This is a genomic window from Psychrobacter sp. Pi2-1 (genome assembly GCF_904846645.1).
GTDB lineage: Bacteria > Pseudomonadota > Gammaproteobacteria > Pseudomonadales > Moraxellaceae > Psychrobacter.
On sequence record NZ_CAJHBO010000008.1, the window covers coordinates 88,663 to 105,038 of the forward strand.

15 protein-coding genes are annotated in these 16,376 nt (G+C 41.8%); 14 read left to right on the forward strand and 1 reads right to left on the reverse strand.

The genetic code is table 11. The features are described 5' to 3' along the window. Positions 1 to 289: 289 nt before the first annotated feature. The 4 genes from JMX91_RS06605 (at position 290) to JMX91_RS06620 (ending at position 1,446) form a co-directional block, all read left to right on the forward strand. Positions 290 to 460, forward strand: a complete 171-nt coding sequence (locus JMX91_RS06605) for a hypothetical protein (protein WP_185156594.1) — start codon at positions 290 to 292, stop codon at positions 458 to 460. 63 nt (positions 461 to 523) lie between these two features. After that, entirely contained in the window at positions 524 to 781 is a 258-nt protein-coding gene (locus JMX91_RS06610) for a hypothetical protein (RefSeq protein WP_227677011.1), read from the forward strand. Positions 782 to 846: 65 nt separating this feature from the next. Continuing rightward, positions 847 to 1,173, forward strand: a complete 327-nt coding sequence (locus tag JMX91_RS06615; RefSeq protein ID WP_227679310.1) for a hypothetical protein — start codon at positions 847 to 849, stop codon at positions 1,171 to 1,173. Between the two features lie 72 nt (positions 1,174 to 1,245). Beyond that, positions 1,246 to 1,446 (forward strand): hypothetical protein, encoded by a 201-nt coding sequence (locus tag JMX91_RS06620; protein ID WP_057761189.1) that lies wholly within the window; start codon positions 1,246 to 1,248, stop codon positions 1,444 to 1,446. Positions 1,447 to 1,622: 176 nt separating this feature from the next. Here the strand turns inward: JMX91_RS06620 and JMX91_RS06625 are convergent, their stop codons facing one another. Continuing rightward, the gene (locus JMX91_RS06625; protein WP_227679311.1) at positions 1,623 to 2,420 is read right to left on the reverse strand and encodes a tRNA-(ms[2]io[6]A)-hydroxylase; all 798 of its coding nucleotides are present in this window, start codon (positions 2,418 to 2,420) and stop codon (positions 1,623 to 1,625) included. Between the two features lie 551 nt (positions 2,421 to 2,971). On the opposite strand from JMX91_RS06625, the gene JMX91_RS06630 reads away from it, so the two are divergent. The 10 genes from JMX91_RS06630 to ispD all read left to right on the forward strand — a co-directional run bounded on the left by JMX91_RS06630 (position 2,972) and on the right by ispD (position 16,092). Further along, the gene (locus JMX91_RS06630; RefSeq protein ID WP_201548204.1) at positions 2,972 to 5,170 is read left to right on the forward strand and encodes a malate synthase G; all 2,199 of its coding nucleotides are present in this window, start codon (positions 2,972 to 2,974) and stop codon (positions 5,168 to 5,170) included. A 610-nt stretch (positions 5,171 to 5,780) separates the two neighbouring features. Next, complete coding sequence (locus JMX91_RS06635; protein ID WP_201548205.1) at positions 5,781 to 6,824, forward strand: porin; 1,044 nt, start codon at positions 5,781 to 5,783, stop codon at positions 6,822 to 6,824. 186 nt (positions 6,825 to 7,010) lie between these two features. Beyond that, positions 7,011 to 8,645, forward strand: coding sequence for a CTP synthase (locus tag JMX91_RS06640; protein ID WP_201548206.1), 1,635 nt, complete (start codon positions 7,011 to 7,013; stop codon positions 8,643 to 8,645). Positions 8,646 to 8,858: 213 nt separating this feature from the next. Further along, entirely contained in the window at positions 8,859 to 9,734 is an 876-nt protein-coding gene (gene kdsA / locus JMX91_RS06645) for a 3-deoxy-8-phosphooctulonate synthase (RefSeq protein ID WP_201548207.1), read from the forward strand. A gap of 27 nt (positions 9,735 to 9,761) precedes the next feature. Continuing rightward, on the forward strand, positions 9,762 to 10,019 hold the full coding sequence (locus JMX91_RS06650; RefSeq protein ID WP_201548208.1) for a heavy-metal-associated domain-containing protein: 258 nt from the start codon (positions 9,762 to 9,764) through the stop codon (positions 10,017 to 10,019). 254 nt (positions 10,020 to 10,273) lie between these two features. Further along, positions 10,274 to 10,498 carry a heavy-metal-associated domain-containing protein gene (locus tag JMX91_RS06655; RefSeq protein ID WP_201548209.1) on the forward strand — a complete coding sequence of 75 codons (225 nt, stop codon included), beginning with the start codon at positions 10,274 to 10,276 and terminating at the stop codon, positions 10,496 to 10,498. A 236-nt stretch (positions 10,499 to 10,734) separates the two neighbouring features. Beyond that, the gene (locus tag JMX91_RS06660) at positions 10,735 to 13,092 is read left to right on the forward strand and encodes a heavy metal translocating P-type ATPase (protein WP_201548210.1); all 2,358 of its coding nucleotides are present in this window, start codon (positions 10,735 to 10,737) and stop codon (positions 13,090 to 13,092) included. A 326-nt stretch (positions 13,093 to 13,418) separates the two neighbouring features. Continuing rightward, the gene (eno, locus tag JMX91_RS06665) at positions 13,419 to 14,735 is read left to right on the forward strand and encodes a phosphopyruvate hydratase (protein ID WP_201548211.1); all 1,317 of its coding nucleotides are present in this window, start codon (positions 13,419 to 13,421) and stop codon (positions 14,733 to 14,735) included. Positions 14,736 to 14,887: 152 nt separating this feature from the next. Then, on the forward strand, positions 14,888 to 15,196 hold the full coding sequence (locus JMX91_RS06670) for an FtsB family cell division protein (RefSeq protein ID WP_201548212.1): 309 nt from the start codon (positions 14,888 to 14,890) through the stop codon (positions 15,194 to 15,196). 167 nt (positions 15,197 to 15,363) lie between these two features. After that, positions 15,364 to 16,092: a 2-C-methyl-D-erythritol 4-phosphate cytidylyltransferase gene (gene ispD, locus JMX91_RS06675; protein WP_227679312.1), complete on the forward strand. Its 729-nt coding sequence runs from the start codon at positions 15,364 to 15,366 to the stop codon at positions 16,090 to 16,092. Positions 16,093 to 16,376 lie beyond the last annotated feature (284 nt).

Here is a 16,376-nt window from a genome sequence, read left to right on the forward strand (position 1 = left end):
TACCTTTAGGCAATAATCAGCTATTCGACTATTCAGTTATCTATCTGACCAAGCACTGGTAAATACTGGTGCTTGGTTTTTTTATGCTCATCAATTGCAAAAGTTACAAACTGACTTGCAACCTCACAATTATTCACATATTGATACGGCAGTACACTGGTGCATTACCCAAGGTCATACCTATAATTAATATCAATTCTGACGCTACTTGATAAGTATTGGCTACTTATTTGAGCGTTGGTACAAGTTCAAAACCATGTAATCAAATCATAAGAATAGGAAGTAAATCATGAGTACTACTAACGATGACAATTCAGATATCAAGCAAGCTGCAGAACAGGTAAATGGTCAGGAAGTTGAGAAGAACTTAGCAGAGAATAAAAAGGTTGATGCTCCTGAATCATTAAGCGAAGAAGAGCAAACGCCTTTTATCGATGATGATCTACGTACTGATAAGTAATCTACGACATCAAACATCAAACATCGAATTAATAATAACAAATAATAAAGCGAGGGATACGCCATGACTATGCAAGAACCAGTAGTAACAGACACAGAAGAAAAGGTAATCGTGGATGACCCTGCTGCTAATGAGTTAGAAAACCCTAAAGATAGCTATGCAGGGCGCAAGCACAAGCCTGAAATCGATGGCCCTGAGCAAGACTCACAAGAGACCGACGAAGTTTATGCTGATCCACGTAAAGAAGAGAATCTTCCAGCTGGTGGCAAGAACGCAGCAGAACTAAGTGCCTACGACTTGAGCCAAAAAGGTAACGAGTAAAGGACTATAGATAACAGCGGGCTAACCAAATTGATAAAATTATAAATATAAAAGAGGATATGATAATGCAAGCCAAAGACTCAGCAATAGACAAGGCAAAGATACTAGGATCTGACGATCATAATGCAATTGAGAAAAATACCACTGAGAACAAAGGAACTGATACTTTTGATGAATCTGTGGTCGACTCAGAACACGTAAATGATAATGACAACCCAGCACGCCAACCAGATCGCCGTGATCAAGAGGGCAGTACCGCATTTGATGACAATATCAATGAAGATACTGTTGGTAGTGCAGCACCAAAGAGTGAGGGTATTAATGATTTAAATCGTTATGCCAATATTGATAATGCACAAACTCGTATTTTAAATCCTGATGAAAAAGATTAGATAGGTTTAAATCTTGAAAGATATATAGCGTTTCTTGGATTAGACCAGTAATTATTATAGTAGGGAGTACCAATGAATAACTCACATAATGAAAGCGTCAATAGCGATCATAACTTAAAAGATGCAGATGATAATAATGGTATTGTCCCTGATGATGCATTACAAAAAGCAAATCCAGCCGCAGCAGAAAAAGCTACGGAAGATCATGATCCGCATAATGTCGCTAAGAGCAACAAACAGTATGATAGTCCACTGATGGAAGATAAAAAGTAAGATTAACTATATCGGTAGCTATTAGTATTTGTACATAAATAGGCATTTGTACATAAACAGAAAGGCACTGTGTTTGGTAAGAGTATATAACTCGTATCAAACACAGTGCCTTTTTTGCTTACTATATTTTTACTTTCTACATTATTTAGGTAACAGGTTTAGGTAAGGCGTGGGTTTTAAGCAGGTGTACCACTGTGAAAACGTAGCTCAGCATCTGGGCTACTTATTAATTCAGCCTCTACTTCCTTAAAGAAAGCGACACGCTCATCAATATTCTCGTCTGATAACGATTGAGCGAGTGCAAGATAATCTTCGAAATGACGACTCTCTGACTTGAGTAGATAACGATAATACTTCGCTAAGCGTTCATCGTCGATGACCTCGGCCAACGCTGCAAAACGCTCACAAGAGCGCGCTTCAATAAATGCCCCAATTATCAATACATCAACCATTGCTGCTGGCTCGTAAGTGCGTTTGTGCTTCAACATACCCTTAGCATAGCGTCCAGCACTTAGATATTTCCATTCCTGCCCACGCTCATTCATGATGCCCAGTACTTGCTCGTAGTGCAGCATCTCTTCACGTATCAGCTGTGCGAGTTTACGTTGCAAGTCATAAGAGAACTCATAACGAAATATTAAATTCATCGCAGTACCAGCGGCCTTTTTTTCGCAGTTGGCATGGTCTTGAATGATCATAGGTAGGTTTTCAATCGCAGCATTTACCCAAGCTTGCGTAGTTCGAGCACCCAAAAAGTTATAGACAGGAGATAGGTCTACCTTTATAGGAGTGCGCAGATGCGTAATATCGACACTGTCTTCTTCAGACAGCTCTTCTTCGATTAGATCTGTGTCGGCACTATTATTTACAGTTTGAGAAACATTTTCTTCGATAGATTTTTTCTCGATACTATCGCTATCTATCGTATTTGTTGTTGATTGTAATGTTGCGAGGTCTTGTTGAATGATAGTCATAGTTTAAGGAAGCTTTATTTATGAATGGTAATACGAGTAATTATATCGTTAGTCTGACCTAGATACGATGTTAAATAACTGACAGTCATCAATAGGTATTTATTAATAGATAACGTTTAAGCATAATTAAAGGTGTTAATGATTACTTACTGTTTATATTAATTTTGCTGTATATAATTTCTAGATGGTGACTATAGCTTCTAGAGTAGGCCACTTATACGTTATCATTATTAAACAGCCTAAGTATTTATTTAGTGAATGGTGTTTCCTTGTTAATTTTATTATTTGATAGTAGGATGAGATTTTGCTATTTAAGCATTTCGTCTTACTTTTATGATTCGCTCTTAGTAAAGAGTAAGTCTAATATTAATAGGTTACCTTTTACTAGAACATAAACTTTGTAGATATATCTTCTCAGAAAAATTAGAGAATCAAAGATTCCACAATGAATGAGATATGAACGTTTAAAACCTCACAAGCTTAAAAACTCTTAAATAGTTACTGTCACAACTCAGTATTAGTACCCCTCACGAACAGATAAGGATAACAATATGAGCCAGTCTTCTAACACCAATCGTATTCAAAAAGGCAGTCTTGCCATCGATCAGCAGTTATATGACTTTATTGAAAACGAAGTACTACCGAAAGTCGGTGTGGATTCAGACGATTATTGGTCAGGTTTCGAAAAGGTTATTAAAGAATTTACCCCGCGTAATAAAGCGTTGCTTGCGACTCGTGACAAGATTCAAGCGCAGATTGACCAGTGGCACTTAGATAATCCTGCAAAAGATGGCGAAATCGATTATCCAGCTTATAAGACATTTCTACAAGAAATTGGTTATTTGCTACCTGAAGGCGAAGCATTTACGGTTGATACCAAAAACGTCGATGATGAAATCGCGCACATCGCAGGGCCACAGCTAGTCGTACCAGTTCGTAATGCTCGTTATGCGCTCAACGCGACCAACGCACGTTGGGGTAGCTTATACGATGCGTTGTATGGCACCGATGTTATCAGTAGTGACAATGGCCAAGAAGCGGGTGGTAGTTATAATCCTACTCGCGGCGCTGCTGTTGTCGCGTATGCCAAAGCGTTCTTAGATGAGCACTTTACACTAGCATCAGGCTCTTACAATGATGTAACTGGTTTTAAAGTAGTCGATGGCAAGCTAGAAGTTGTACAAGGTAATAGCAGTACTGAGCTAAAAGATACGGCTAAGTTTGTCGGTTTTGTCGGTGAGGCTGAAGCTCCTACAGGTGTACTGTTGAAGAACAACGGCTTGCATGCTGAGATTCAAATCGATAGCAACCATCCAGTAGGTAAAGACGATCCAGCAAACATAAAGGATGTACTGCTTGAGTCGGCTATGACAGCCATTCAGGATTGTGAAGACTCTGTTGCTGCTGTAGATGCAGAAGAAAAAGTTGAAGTCTATCGTAACTGGCTTGGCTTAATGAATAGCGACCTACAGGAAACCTTTGAAAAGGGTGGCAAAACGCGTACACGTAAGCAAAATCCAGATCGTGAATATAATACGCCAGATGGTGGCAAGCTGATCTTGCCAGGCCGTTCGCTATTATTAATCCGTAACGTTGGTCACTTAATGCAGAACCCTGCCATCTTAGTCGATTTGGGCGAGGGTCAAGAGCAAATATTTGAAGGCTTAATGGATGGTTTAATCACGCCGCTATTGTCACTTAATGATATTAAAGGTAAAAACGAGCTATCAAACTCGCGTCAAGGCTCAATGTATATCGTGAAGCCAAAAATGCATGGCCCTGAAGAAGTGAAAATGGCCAATGACTTATTTAATGCATCAGAGGATCTGTTAGGTCTAGAACGCAATACGCTCAAAATCGGCATCATGGATGAAGAGCGCCGTATGACGGTCAACTTAAAAGAAGCAATCCGCCAAGCCAAAGAGCGCGTTATCTTTATTAACACAGGTTTCTTAGACCGTACTGGTGACGAGATGCATACCAGCATGAATGCAGGTCCATTTGTACCAAAAGGCGAGATGAAGTCGCAAGCATGGCAGCCTGCTTACGAGCAGTGGAACGTCGATATCGGTCTAGAGACAGGCCTACAAGGTCGTGCGCAAATCGGTAAGGGTATGTGGGCTAAGCCTGATGAAATGAAAGAGATGATGGATACTAAGGCTGCTCATCCTAAGTCTGGTGCTAGCACTGCGTGGGTACCTTCACCAACGGGTGCTACCTTGCATAGCATACACTATCATCAAGTGAGCGTGGCTGATGTACAAGACACGCTAAAATCACGCGAGCGTGCTAGCTTGGATGATATCTTGACCATTCCATTGGCGAAAAATACTGACTGGACTGACGAAGAAAAGCAGCAAGAGCTTGAAAACAATGCTCAAGGTATCTTGGGTTATGTCGTACGCTGGGTAAATCAAGGCGTTGGTTGCTCCAAGGTACCTGATATCAACGATGTCGGTCTCATGGAAGATCGTGCTACTTTGCGTATCTCAAGCCAACATATTGCTAACTGGTTACATCATGGCGTGGTTAGTGAGCAGCAAGTGATGGATACGATGAAACGCATGGCCAAGGTCGTTGATGAGCAAAATGCAGGCGATGATGACTATCAATCAATGGCAGATAACTTTGATAGCTCTTATGCATTCAAAGCAGCCTGTGATCTAGTATTCAAAGGACGCGCACAGCCTAGCGGTTATACTGAGCCATTGTTGCATCAAGCACGTTTAGATCTTAAAGCCAACGCTTAGAACAATAGACTAAATATGACAGGTATTTGAGCATACTTGATGAGCAAGTATGCTAGACAGTCTTGCTCATTTGTAACTGATGAATTTGCTCAAATAGATTATTAATTTCTTAATTAGCGCTATTTATTTTTTAGTAAATAGCGCTTTATTTTGGACTATTATTCGATGTTTATTATAAAAATTTAAGAATATTAGTAATCATATTAACCAATATTATTCGTATCTAATTGAGTAAGCGAAAGTTTTTTAACAATCGTTCAAATAAAATAAAGTATTTGTTATTTGATAATGGATGTATCGAAAAGGCAAAAAAATATGTTGCAAATTATGTCAAAGTTGTTATGCTTGTACTCGAAGTATGAGTTTGGTAACCGATGTTACGCAATGGAAGGATAAAAACTAAAGATTACATGGCAGTTACTTTTTTAATCCCAGTTATGTAAATCATGGTTTTTTTCATCTTACTGTAATAGAACTTCGCCACACTTGTTTCTGACTAATCTCGGTAGCCAGTTACACATTATATCTTTGAGGATTTGTGACGATACCATTATGGGCGCCAGCTAATAATAGCTTGCTCATTACTACAATTGTAAAGTGGAGATACCCCATGAAAAAACTACTTTTAGCTACAGCCGTTGCTGCTCTATCTGTTTCTGCAGCCAATGCCGCTCCTACCTTATATGGTAAAGCGTTTGTTACTGCTGATTATGTAAATGCCGAAGTTGATTACCCAAATGGTGATGCTCGTGCAGACAGAGAGTCTGACTCAGTACAGATCAACTCCAACTCTTCACGTATCGGTATCAAAGGTTCTGAAGCGATGACGGCAAATACTGACGTCATCTATCGCTTAGAGTATGGTACTCGTGTTGACGGTGATAGCGATGGTTTCTCTAACCGTGATACGTATCTTGGTGTTGTAAACAAGCAGTTCGGTGAATTCCGTGCTGGTAAAAACCAATCTACTTTAGATAAAATCAACAACGTAGTCGTTAACGATGGTTATTGGGATAACCTAGGTGGCAATAAACTTGAAGATAACGAAAACTATGGTGGTTTGAATATGGCTGATAGTAGCCGTATCAACAGCTCAGTTATTTGGATGTCTCCAAAATACAACAACCTACCATTACAACTTTCTGTTATGTATAGTGCTGACGAAAGCTTTGTAGAGGATAGTGATGATCGTAATAGTGGCTTTGGTGCTGCGCTAATGTTTGACCAAGGTACTGGCTTCACTGCTGGTGTTGCGTACGATAAAGACCAAAACATCAATGGTGATATCATCCGTGGTACAGCAACTGTTGATCTAGGTAAATACATGGCAGCTCCTGTAACATTAGGTGCTCTATATCAAGTAGCTGATTTTGACTATGAGGGTGATACCGAAAAAGAGAAAGGTCTAGTAGTTAGTGGTGCATTAGGCTTATCTAACTTTGCTCGTCCAGCAACTGTTTATGTTCAGTACAACAAAACTGACAACCTAGATGGTGTTGACAACTTTGACTCAGATCAAATCGTTGTTGGTGGTAAATACTACTATCAAGATAATATGATTGTACATGCTTATGCTGGTAATAACTCAGCTGACCTTGGCAATACTGATGCTGACGTACTAGCTATCGGTGGTGGTCTAGAGTACTTATTCTAATCTAACCATTAGAATCTAAATAAAAAACTCATCCTTCGGGGTGGGTTTTTTTGTTGTATGTATTATTTGTGACAAAAGTCTACCGCTGAGGTAGAAAACAAGAGTTTCAGACAGTTTGCATTTTTGCCCTATATTTTATGGCGTATTTTTAGTAAAATCCTTCTTTACCAATTGTTGATGAGTACTATGACCAAGTTTATATTTGTGACCGGTGGGGTAGTGTCCTCACTAGGAAAAGGTATCACCGCCGCTTCTCTTGCTGCGGTCTTAGAAGCGCGTGGCGTGACTGTCACGATGACCAAGATGGATCCGTATATCAACGTCGATCCAGGTACGATGAGCCCATTTCAGCATGGTGAGGTGTTTGTCACCGAAGATGGCGCAGAGACAGACTTAGATTTGGGTTATTACGAGCGCTTTTTGCGTCACTCAAAAATGAGTAAAAGTAATAACTTTACCAGTGGCCGTATTTATCAGAACGTTTTGAATAAAGAACGCCGTGGTGAATATCTAGGCGGTACTGTACAGGTTATTCCGCATATTACTGATGAAATCAAAAACAAAATCCTTGCCAGTGGCGAAGGGTATGATATCGCTATTATCGAAATTGGCGGTACCGTTGGTGATATCGAATCGCTTCCGTTTATGGAAGCCGTACGTCAGATGCAAGTAGAGCTTGGCCGTAATAGAGCCATGCTAATGCATCTTACTTTAGTACCGTATATTGCTAGTGCTGGTGAGACCAAAACTAAGCCAACGCAGCATTCAGTAAAAGAGCTGCGCTCTATTGGCCTACAGCCTGATATCCTAATTTGTCGCTCTGACCATCATATCTCACAAGACAACCGTCGCAAGATTGCGCTATTTACCAACGTTGAAGAGCGTGCGGTCATTATGTGTGAAGATGCTCAAAGTATCTATCAAATACCGCGCACGCTACACGAGCAAGATCTTGATGATCTCATCTGTGAGCGTTTCGGTCTTGATGTGCCTGAAGCTGATTTGAGCGATTGGGACAAAGTAGTTGAAGCTCAGTTGAATCCAGAAGGAACAGTGACTGTTGCGATGGTCGGCAAATATGTCGAGCTTCCAGATGCTTACAAGTCTATTAATGAAGCATTGCTACACGCAGGTATCACTCATAAAGTAGACGTGAAAATTGACTACATCGACGCTGAACGTCTAGAAGATGATGATACTTTGCTTGCGCAGCTAAACGATGCTGATGCTATCTTAGTACCAGGCGGTTTCGGTGAGCGCGGTACGATGGGTAAAATAAAAGCCATCACTTATGCTCGTGAAAACAACGTTCCGTATTTAGGCATTTGTCTTGGTATGCAGTTGGCTGTGATTGAGTATGCACGTAACGTACTTAATATTAATGCCAACTCTTCTGAGTTTGATCGTAAGACAGCTGAGCCTATCATTGGTCTGATCACTGAGTGGTTAGATGAGCGCGGCGAGCTACAGATTCGTAGTGATGATTCAGATTTGGGTGGCACGATGCGTCTAGGCGCACAGCAAGCAGAGCTGGTTTCTGGTAGTAAGCTAAGCCAAATTTACGGTGCAAGCAATATCACTGAGCGTCATCGCCATCGCTATGAGATGAATAACCGTTATATCGAGCCACTAGAGCAAGCAGGTATGACCATCTCTGGTTATTCTGCCAAGCAGCATTTGGTAGAGTCGGTAGAGATCTCTGAGCATCCGTGGTTTGTTGCTGTACAGTTCCATCCAGAGTTCACTAGCTCACCACGCGGTGGTCATCCATTGTTTAATAGCTTTGTAAAAGCGGCTAAGAACCACAACGAATCAAAATAGCTCTCAGAATGTAATGTATATTGAAAGCGTTTATTATAAAAAAGACTAATCTCCGGATTGGTCTTTTTTTGTTTAATTCAGGCTGCTAGTAGTTATTAGCCAAAATCATTTTTACTAATGACGTCTAATTACGCTTGCATACTTTTTTTAATCAGCCTATCGGTTACAATATGGAACAGAGATATTTATAACAAAATAAGAGGTAATGGCTTCATGGAAAACTTATTGACCGCACAATCACATATCACGCTCAACACTCCTAACAACGATACGATTAACATTGGTAACGACCAGCCTTTTGTATTGTTCGGCGGTATGAATGTTTTAGAGTCTAAAGAATTGGCATTTGAGATTGCTGAGCAGTATGTTGATATTTGCCAGCGCTTGGGTATCGGCTATGTTTTTAAAGCAAGCTTTGATAAAGCCAACCGCTCAAGTTTGCATTCGTATCGTGGGCCCGGTTTAGAGGAGGGTATCGATTGGCTAGGTCAGATCAAAGAAAAATTCCAAGTACCGATTATCACTGATGTGCATGAGCCACATCAAGCAGCACCAGTCGCTGAAGTGGCTGATATTATTCAGCTACCTGCATTTTTGTCGCGTCAGACAGATCTAGTGCATGCGATGGCAAAAACAGATGCCATTATTAATATCAAGAAGGCGCAGTTTTTGGCCCCTCACGAGATGCGTCATATCGTCAATAAGTGCCTAGAAGGTGGTAATGATAAGCTCATACTTTGTGAGCGTGGTAGTGCCTTTGGCTATAATAACTTGGTCGTTGATATGCTTGGTTTTGATACCATGAAGCAGATGGATATACCGGTATTCTTTGACGTGACGCATAGCTTACAACAGCCAGGTGCACGTAGTGATAGTGCTGGTGGACGTCGTGAGCAGATTACAACGCTTGCCCGTGCAGGTATGGCTACAGGGTTGGCAGGGTTATTTTTAGAAGCGCATCCAAACCCAGAAACTGCAAAATGTGATGGTCCATGTGCGCTGCGTATGAGTCAACTAGAGCCGTTCTTACGTCAGCTTAAGCAAATTGATGATTTGGTCAAAGGTTTTGAAGTATTGGATACTCATTGATACGGTACGTAATAAGAGGGCTATACAATGGCAATTCAGATGGCGCAAGTAAGCATCGAAAATATCGATGATGCAGAGGGCTTAGATAGCGTAATGACTGTGCTTAAGAATATCTCAGGCGTGACGGCTATTAGTTTGGATCCTAAGCATAATGTCGCAACGGTAAGCTATGATGATACAGATACTAGTATCCATGCCTTAACAGCAGCGATTAGTATGGTTGACTATGTGACTCAGCCATTTCCGATTGATTCACCGCAGAACCCGCACCATAACGATTTATAATTACAAATAGCTATTGCTATAAATTTGTTGATGCGCTCTTTTACGTTTTTATTAATAAGTTACTGTCTCGTTAATAGCATCTCGTTAATAAAGCAACAACCAAACGGCCTTGTTGTCGAGGATAATAGGGCTTATGCTTATTTAATGTAGCTTTGATAGTTGCTCTTACTTTGATAATTTAAAAAATATTAAAGTAAGCATTAACAGAATCACTATTAGAGCTGCCTGTTACTAATAAAAATAAGGAGCCTAATATGGCAGATCAAACACGTATTATTAAAATTAACGGTATGACTTGTGGCGGATGCGTAGCAAGCGTACATACAGCAACAGCCGATATTGATGGATTAGAGACTATTACCGTTGACCTTGCTGATAACTTAGCGACGATAACCTTTGATGATAGCAAAACCAGTGCAGAGGCTATTGCTTCAGCTATTGACGATGCGGGATTTGAGGCGACAGTTGCTAACTCATAAATCTCATCACTTACTTACAGAACCAGCTAACGTGTTATTACAAGCATGATAGCTGGTTTTTTAATGATTAACGATTATGAGCATTCAGTCTCAATATTTTGATACATTGCTACTTTGTCTAAAACACTAATACTGAATACGATATTACTCAATTCCTTTATTTGAATTTTTTGCCCACCCACTGATATTTTATCGTGGTTCCTACAAATTTATAGGCACCATGACGAGTTTTATTTATGAACGATACCACCCGTACTACCAAAGATGAGTCTTATGATGTCGAAACTGATGTTGAGTCCAACACGCCACTGACACCGCAACGCGCGCATTTGCAATTGGCAATTGATGGCATGACTTGTCAGGCCTGCGCCTCAAGAATCGAGAAGGTGCTTAAAAAAAAGCCTTCGGTGTACGAGGTAAGTGTGAGTTTTGCTGGTGAGACGGCAAATGTAGATTATGATCCAACGCAAGCGACGCCAGAACAAGTGACAGAATGGGTAAACAAGACGGGTTTTGTTGCCAATCTACAGGCCAGCGACAGTTTATTTGCAAAAACAGATGAAGACACAGCCACCCAATACCCATGGCGATTGATTGGTTTATGGTTGTGCTTGGTGCCGTTTTTGGTAGGTATGGCAGGCATGTTGGTGGGTGCTGGGATGGCGTGGATGCCGCCCATTTGGATTCAGTTTATTTTAGCGACGGTTGTACAGTTCGGTTTTGCGTTACCATTCTATAAGAGCGCATGGGCATCTATAAAAGGCGGTCTTGCCAATATGGATGTACTGGTAGTGATTGGTACCGTGACGATATGGGCATATTCGACTTATCTGTGGCTCACGCATGGCGATGGCACTTTGGGGAGCCTCTTGCAAAACGGACACATGGTCGGACACGTTGCTAGCAATAGCCCAGCCGTATATTTTGAAGCAGGGGTGATGGTTATTGCTTTTGTGCGAACTGGTAAATACTTGGAGGAACGTACCAAGAAGCATAGCCTCAACAGCATTGATTTATTATTGTCATTGACGCCCGATGAAGTCGAGCAGCAGCAACTAAATGGTGATTTTCATAACATTGCACTGTCTGATGTGCAAATAGGCGATATCTTGCGTGCAAAACAAGGTAGCCGTGTCGCAACCGATGGCACCGTCACAGATGGTAGCGGCTGGTGTGTGGAGAGTCACTTAACAGGTGAGTCAATAGCGCTCAAAAAAGAAGCGGGCGATGGACTACTTGCAGGTGCTTTGGTGGAGAATGGCAGTTTGCTCTATCGCGTTAGTGCCAAGGGTCATGACACCAAGCTTGGTGATATGGTGCAAGCCCTGAGTGATGCGCAAGGCTCAAAAGCTAATTTGGCGCGGCTGGCTGATAGAGTGACCGCCGTGTTTGTGCCAATTGTAGTGACCATTGCTTTGGTTACTTTTGGGCTAACATGGTGGCTGACAGGCATGATCGATACTGCCTTGATGCACGCCGTCTCAGTATTGGTCATTGCTTGTCCTTGTGCGCTTGGTCTAGCCACGCCAGCAGCCATTATGGCAGGTATGGGGGTTGCTGCGCGTCACGGTGTGTGGTTCAAGGATGCACAAAGTCTTGAGGCAGCAGGCAATATCGATACGGTAGTGCTCGATAAAACGGGTACATTGACGATTGGTAAACCTACTATCGTCGATCATGTCATGGTGGATAAGTCGCTTGCTGTGGACGATGTGCTGCGGATTGCAGCCAGTGTCGAAGCGCACGCCAGTCATCCATTAGCAACGGCTCTCGTCAATACAGCTAAAGACCGCCAACTGTCTCTATTTAATGTGACTGACATCAGTGTGATAAAAGGTGCTGGTATACAAGCAAATATCGAAGGTCTTGGGCTGATAAAAGTGGGTACGGCAGAGTTTGCGAACTTGACGTTGCCAAGATTTATGCCAAAAGTATGGCAAATTGCCAGTACCGTTGCGATTAGTATCAATGATGAGCCACTAGGTGCATTTGCACTAGCCGATGACTTAAAAGCAGATACGCCGCAAGCAATCGCTGCACTACAAGATGCGGGTATCAATGTCATTTTGATGAGTGGTGATAAGCAGTCCGTCGTCGATCATGTAGCAGGGCAGTTGGGTATTGATAAGGCTTATGGCAAAATGAGCCCACGTGACAAGGCCAGTCAAATTGCACTATTGCAAACTGCTGGTCATAAGGTAGCGATGGCAGGAGACGGCGTCAACGATGCACCAGCGATGGCCACTGCCGACGCCAGTTTTGCGATGTTTGAGGGGACTGATGTCGCGCAGCATAGTGCCTCTGCACGTCTCATGGGTGAGTCGCTCATGCATATCGATGCGGCACAAAAAATCGCTCAAGCAACGCTACGCAATATTAAGCAAAATCTGTTTTTTGCCTTTATTTATAACTGTCTTGGTATTCCGCTTGCTGCGTTTGGGTTTTTAAATCCGATGATTGCTGCCGCTGCTATGGCGCTTAGCTCCATCTCAGTACTCATGAATGCACTACGATTGACACGGTTTAAGACAGAGATTGAGTTAGATAATACGGTATCCACCTCTCATACGGATAATAAGCGCATAGCGAAATAGTAGCTATCATATTTGCTTAGGTATTCTACAAATATAAAAGAGGCAATCATCGCATATATGTATCTCTAAGATTGTTTTTATGACGGCAAGTCGGTGTAAGATAAGGGAAGTTTGGTAAAATATATGCTATGATGCCAAGCACTATAGCCGACTATTAATATGCTTTATATCCCTCTAATTGCTAGGTAACGATAGCCACAAGATAGAAAGGTATAAAGGGTTTTTAGGACTACGCGCTATATGATATTTTGCTTTATCTTTTTTGTATGCTAGCTGCCGTTATTTATCTCACAAACTTGGCATGACCAAAGGAATTAACAGACATTATGTACGCTGAAGAAACCAACAACGTCACCGCAATTAAAGACATTCGCGCTCGTGAAATTTTAGACTCGCGCGGCAACCCAACTATCGAAGCTGATGTTATTTTAGCTGACGGTACCGTCGGCCGTGCTGCTGCTCCAAGTGGCGCATCAACAGGCTCACGTGAAGCGCTTGAGCTACGTGATGGCGACAAGACCCGCTTTATGGGTAAAGGCGTCAAAAAAGCCGTTTCTAATGTCAACAGTCAAATCCGCAGTGCCTTGATTGACAAAGATGTGACTGAGCAACAGGCTATTGATGATGCCATGATTGCACTAGATGGTACAGAAAATAAAGAAAGCTTGGGTGCTAATGCCATGCTAGCGGTGTCACTTGCTACAGCAAAAGCGGCAGCCAAGTCACAGAATTTGCCATTACATCAATACATTGCCAATCTACGTAATCAAACGTCGTTGACCATGCCTGTGCCGATGATGAACATCTTGAACGGTGGCGAGCACGCGGACAACACCGTTGATATCCAAGAGTTTATGATTGAGCCTGTAGGCTTCACAAGCTTCTCAGAAGCGCTACGTGCTGGTACAGAGATTTTCCATAGCTTAAAGTCAGTATTGAAGTCTCAAGGTCTCAACACTGCCGTTGGTGATGAAGGTGGTTTTGCACCGAACCTACGTAGTAATGAAGAAGCCATCACGGTCATTATGCAAGCGATTGAACAAGTTGGCTACAAAGCTGGCGAAGATATCCATCTTGCGCTAGATTGTGCGGCTAGTGAGTTTTACAAAAACGGTCAATACGTTTTGGCAGGCGAAGGCAACAAAGCCTTTGATAGCCAAGGGTTCTCAGACTACCTAGTTGGGCTGGCACGTCAGTATCCTATTATCTCTATCGAAGATGGTCTTGACGAGTCGGATTGGGATGGCTGGAAATATCTGACCGAGCAGATTGGCGATAAAGTTCAATTGGTTGGTGATGATTTGTTTGTAACCAATCCTACAATCTTGCAAGAAGGTATTGATAAGCATATTGCCAATGCTATTTTGATTAAATTTAACCAAATTGGTACTTTGTCAGAAACGCTAGATGCGATTTATATGGCTAAGAAAAATGGCTATGCAACTATCATTTCACATCGTTCAGGTGAAACTGAAGACAGCACCATTGCAGATTTGGCAGTTGGTACAGCGGCAGGTCAGATCAAAACTGGCTCACTATGCCGTTCAGACCGCGTAGCGAAGTACAACCAATTGCTACGTATCGAGCAGCAAGTACGCGCAAGCTATCGTGGCCGTGAAGAGTTTATCGGTCTACGTGGCTAAGAGTTTGACTGGCTCTTTGGCGCGTACTATACGCTAAAAAGCCTAGGCTCATCAGCTGAAGTCAATATTTGGGCGATATATAATCATTTGTATATCGCCTAATCAGCTTAAATTTTACTATCTTTTTTTATACCGTTTGGCGTTATCATCTTATGAAATATTTTAGCCAATTTATACTACTTGCTTTAGCCGTTGCAGTGCTTTTAGGATTACAATATCAGTATTGGTTGGGTGAAAATGGCCGTTTTGAACACAATAAGTTGACGGCTCAAATCGAAGAGCAACAACGCTTGAATGACAATCAAGTTGGGGCAAATAATCTATTACGCACCGATGTTCAAGATTTAAAAACGGGGCTTGAGGCCGTAGAAGAGCATGCTCGCTTAGATTTGGGTTTAATCAAACCCAATGAGACTTTTGTCCAAGTATCTACCGCACCAACCACGCACAGCAACTATTAGCTTTATAAATACACTAGCTTTCACGAATACACTAATTTTTACGACATGAATTAATTTTCATGATGCAGCATCATAATGTTGTTATTTGACACCATTCATCACACTTAACACCTGCTTTATTCCTCTTTACATATACTGTCATGGGCTCAAACCATGAGTACACTACTATGAATACAACCCCTAATATACATGCCATGATCGTCGCAGCTGGTCGCGGCAGCCGTTTTGGTGCGTCTATCGCCAAGCAATATACAATGCTAGAAGGTCAGACGCTATTGCAGCATAGCGTGGCACGACTTGCTTGTAGCGATTACATCGATAGGTGTCTATTGGTCATATCAGCCGATGACAGCACGGCTCAACAATTAGAGTTTGCCCTTCGTGTACACTATGCAGTCGGCGGAGCAGAGCGTTGGCAGTCAGTACAAGCAGGCGTTGAAGCAATTAGTAAGACAGGTGCTGATGATTCAGATTTGGTGCTTATTCACGATGCAGCACGTCCCGCTGTACCAAGTTCAGATATCGATCAAGTGATTGAAGCCGCGATGCTGGAGCCTTACGGCGCTATTCTAGCGACACCAGTAGCCGATACGTTAAAAGCTTCTTATCAGCAAGCTACAACTACAGAAGAGAGTCGTGCACACTCTTATGCCAAATCTACCATTGATCGTAGCAACATGTGGCAAGCACAAACCCCGCAAGTATTCCGCTTAGGTCAATTAAAAAAAGTCCTAAATCATGTGTTTGAACATCAGCTAAGCATCACAGATGAAGCCAGTGCTTTTGAACAACTAGGTTTACCAATACGCTTAGTCTCTGGTAGTCGCCAGAATATAAAACTTACCTATCCTGATGATGCGGTACTGTTAACAGCGATTATGGCGCTTCAGTCTTAGCCTTAACTCTGCTTCTGCTAACGAGCATCAGTTTTACTCCTTTTATATTTAATGGTGGCCATGATAAGAATTATGGCTTCAGTAATCACTATATCCTCGTTAAAATTTTCTGTACTATTCTTAAAAATTAATGAATTCAAAAATAATCTATTACTAAAACCTATACCGAGGATATATATAATCTACTTTGGAATATAATATGGTTATTACATATGTTTTTTGTGTCTGAGCGGGCCTATGTCCAGTAATAGGTTGCTTTAATGACCAAACTAACCTATGATGTA

Excerpts from the sequence above, each read along its gene's own strand:
- JMX91_RS06660 (WP_201548210.1), top strand. The coding sequence starts at position 10,735 with ATGAACGATACCACCCGTACTACCAAAGATGAGTCTTATGATGTCGAA.
- JMX91_RS06635 (WP_201548205.1), top strand. The coding sequence starts at position 5,781 with ATGAAAAAACTACTTTTAGCTACAGCCGTTGCTGCTCTATCTGTTTCT.
- kdsA (WP_201548207.1), top strand. The coding sequence starts at position 8,859 with ATGGAAAACTTATTGACCGCACAATCACATATCACGCTCAACACTCCT.
- JMX91_RS06615 (WP_227679310.1), top strand. The coding sequence starts at position 847 with ATGCAAGCCAAAGACTCAGCAATAGACAAGGCAAAGATACTAGGATCT.
- JMX91_RS06655 (WP_201548209.1), top strand. The coding sequence starts at position 10,274 with ATGGCAGATCAAACACGTATTATTAAAATTAACGGTATGACTTGTGGC.
- JMX91_RS06605 (WP_185156594.1), top strand. The coding sequence starts at position 290 with ATGAGTACTACTAACGATGACAATTCAGATATCAAGCAAGCTGCAGAA.
- eno (WP_201548211.1), top strand. The coding sequence starts at position 13,419 with ATGTACGCTGAAGAAACCAACAACGTCACCGCAATTAAAGACATTCGC.
- JMX91_RS06625 (WP_227679311.1), bottom strand. The coding sequence starts at position 2,420 with ATGACTATCATTCAACAAGACCTCGCAACATTACAATCAACAACAAAT.
- JMX91_RS06620 (WP_057761189.1), top strand. The coding sequence starts at position 1,246 with ATGAATAACTCACATAATGAAAGCGTCAATAGCGATCATAACTTAAAA.
- JMX91_RS06640 (WP_201548206.1), top strand. The coding sequence starts at position 7,011 with ATGACCAAGTTTATATTTGTGACCGGTGGGGTAGTGTCCTCACTAGGA.
- JMX91_RS06650 (WP_201548208.1), top strand. The coding sequence starts at position 9,762 with ATGGCAATTCAGATGGCGCAAGTAAGCATCGAAAATATCGATGATGCA.
- JMX91_RS06630 (WP_201548204.1), top strand. The coding sequence starts at position 2,972 with ATGAGCCAGTCTTCTAACACCAATCGTATTCAAAAAGGCAGTCTTGCC.
- JMX91_RS06670 (WP_201548212.1), top strand. The coding sequence starts at position 14,888 with ATGAAATATTTTAGCCAATTTATACTACTTGCTTTAGCCGTTGCAGTG.
- ispD (WP_227679312.1), top strand. The coding sequence starts at position 15,364 with ATGAATACAACCCCTAATATACATGCCATGATCGTCGCAGCTGGTCGC.
- JMX91_RS06610 (WP_227677011.1), top strand. The coding sequence starts at position 524 with ATGACTATGCAAGAACCAGTAGTAACAGACACAGAAGAAAAGGTAATC.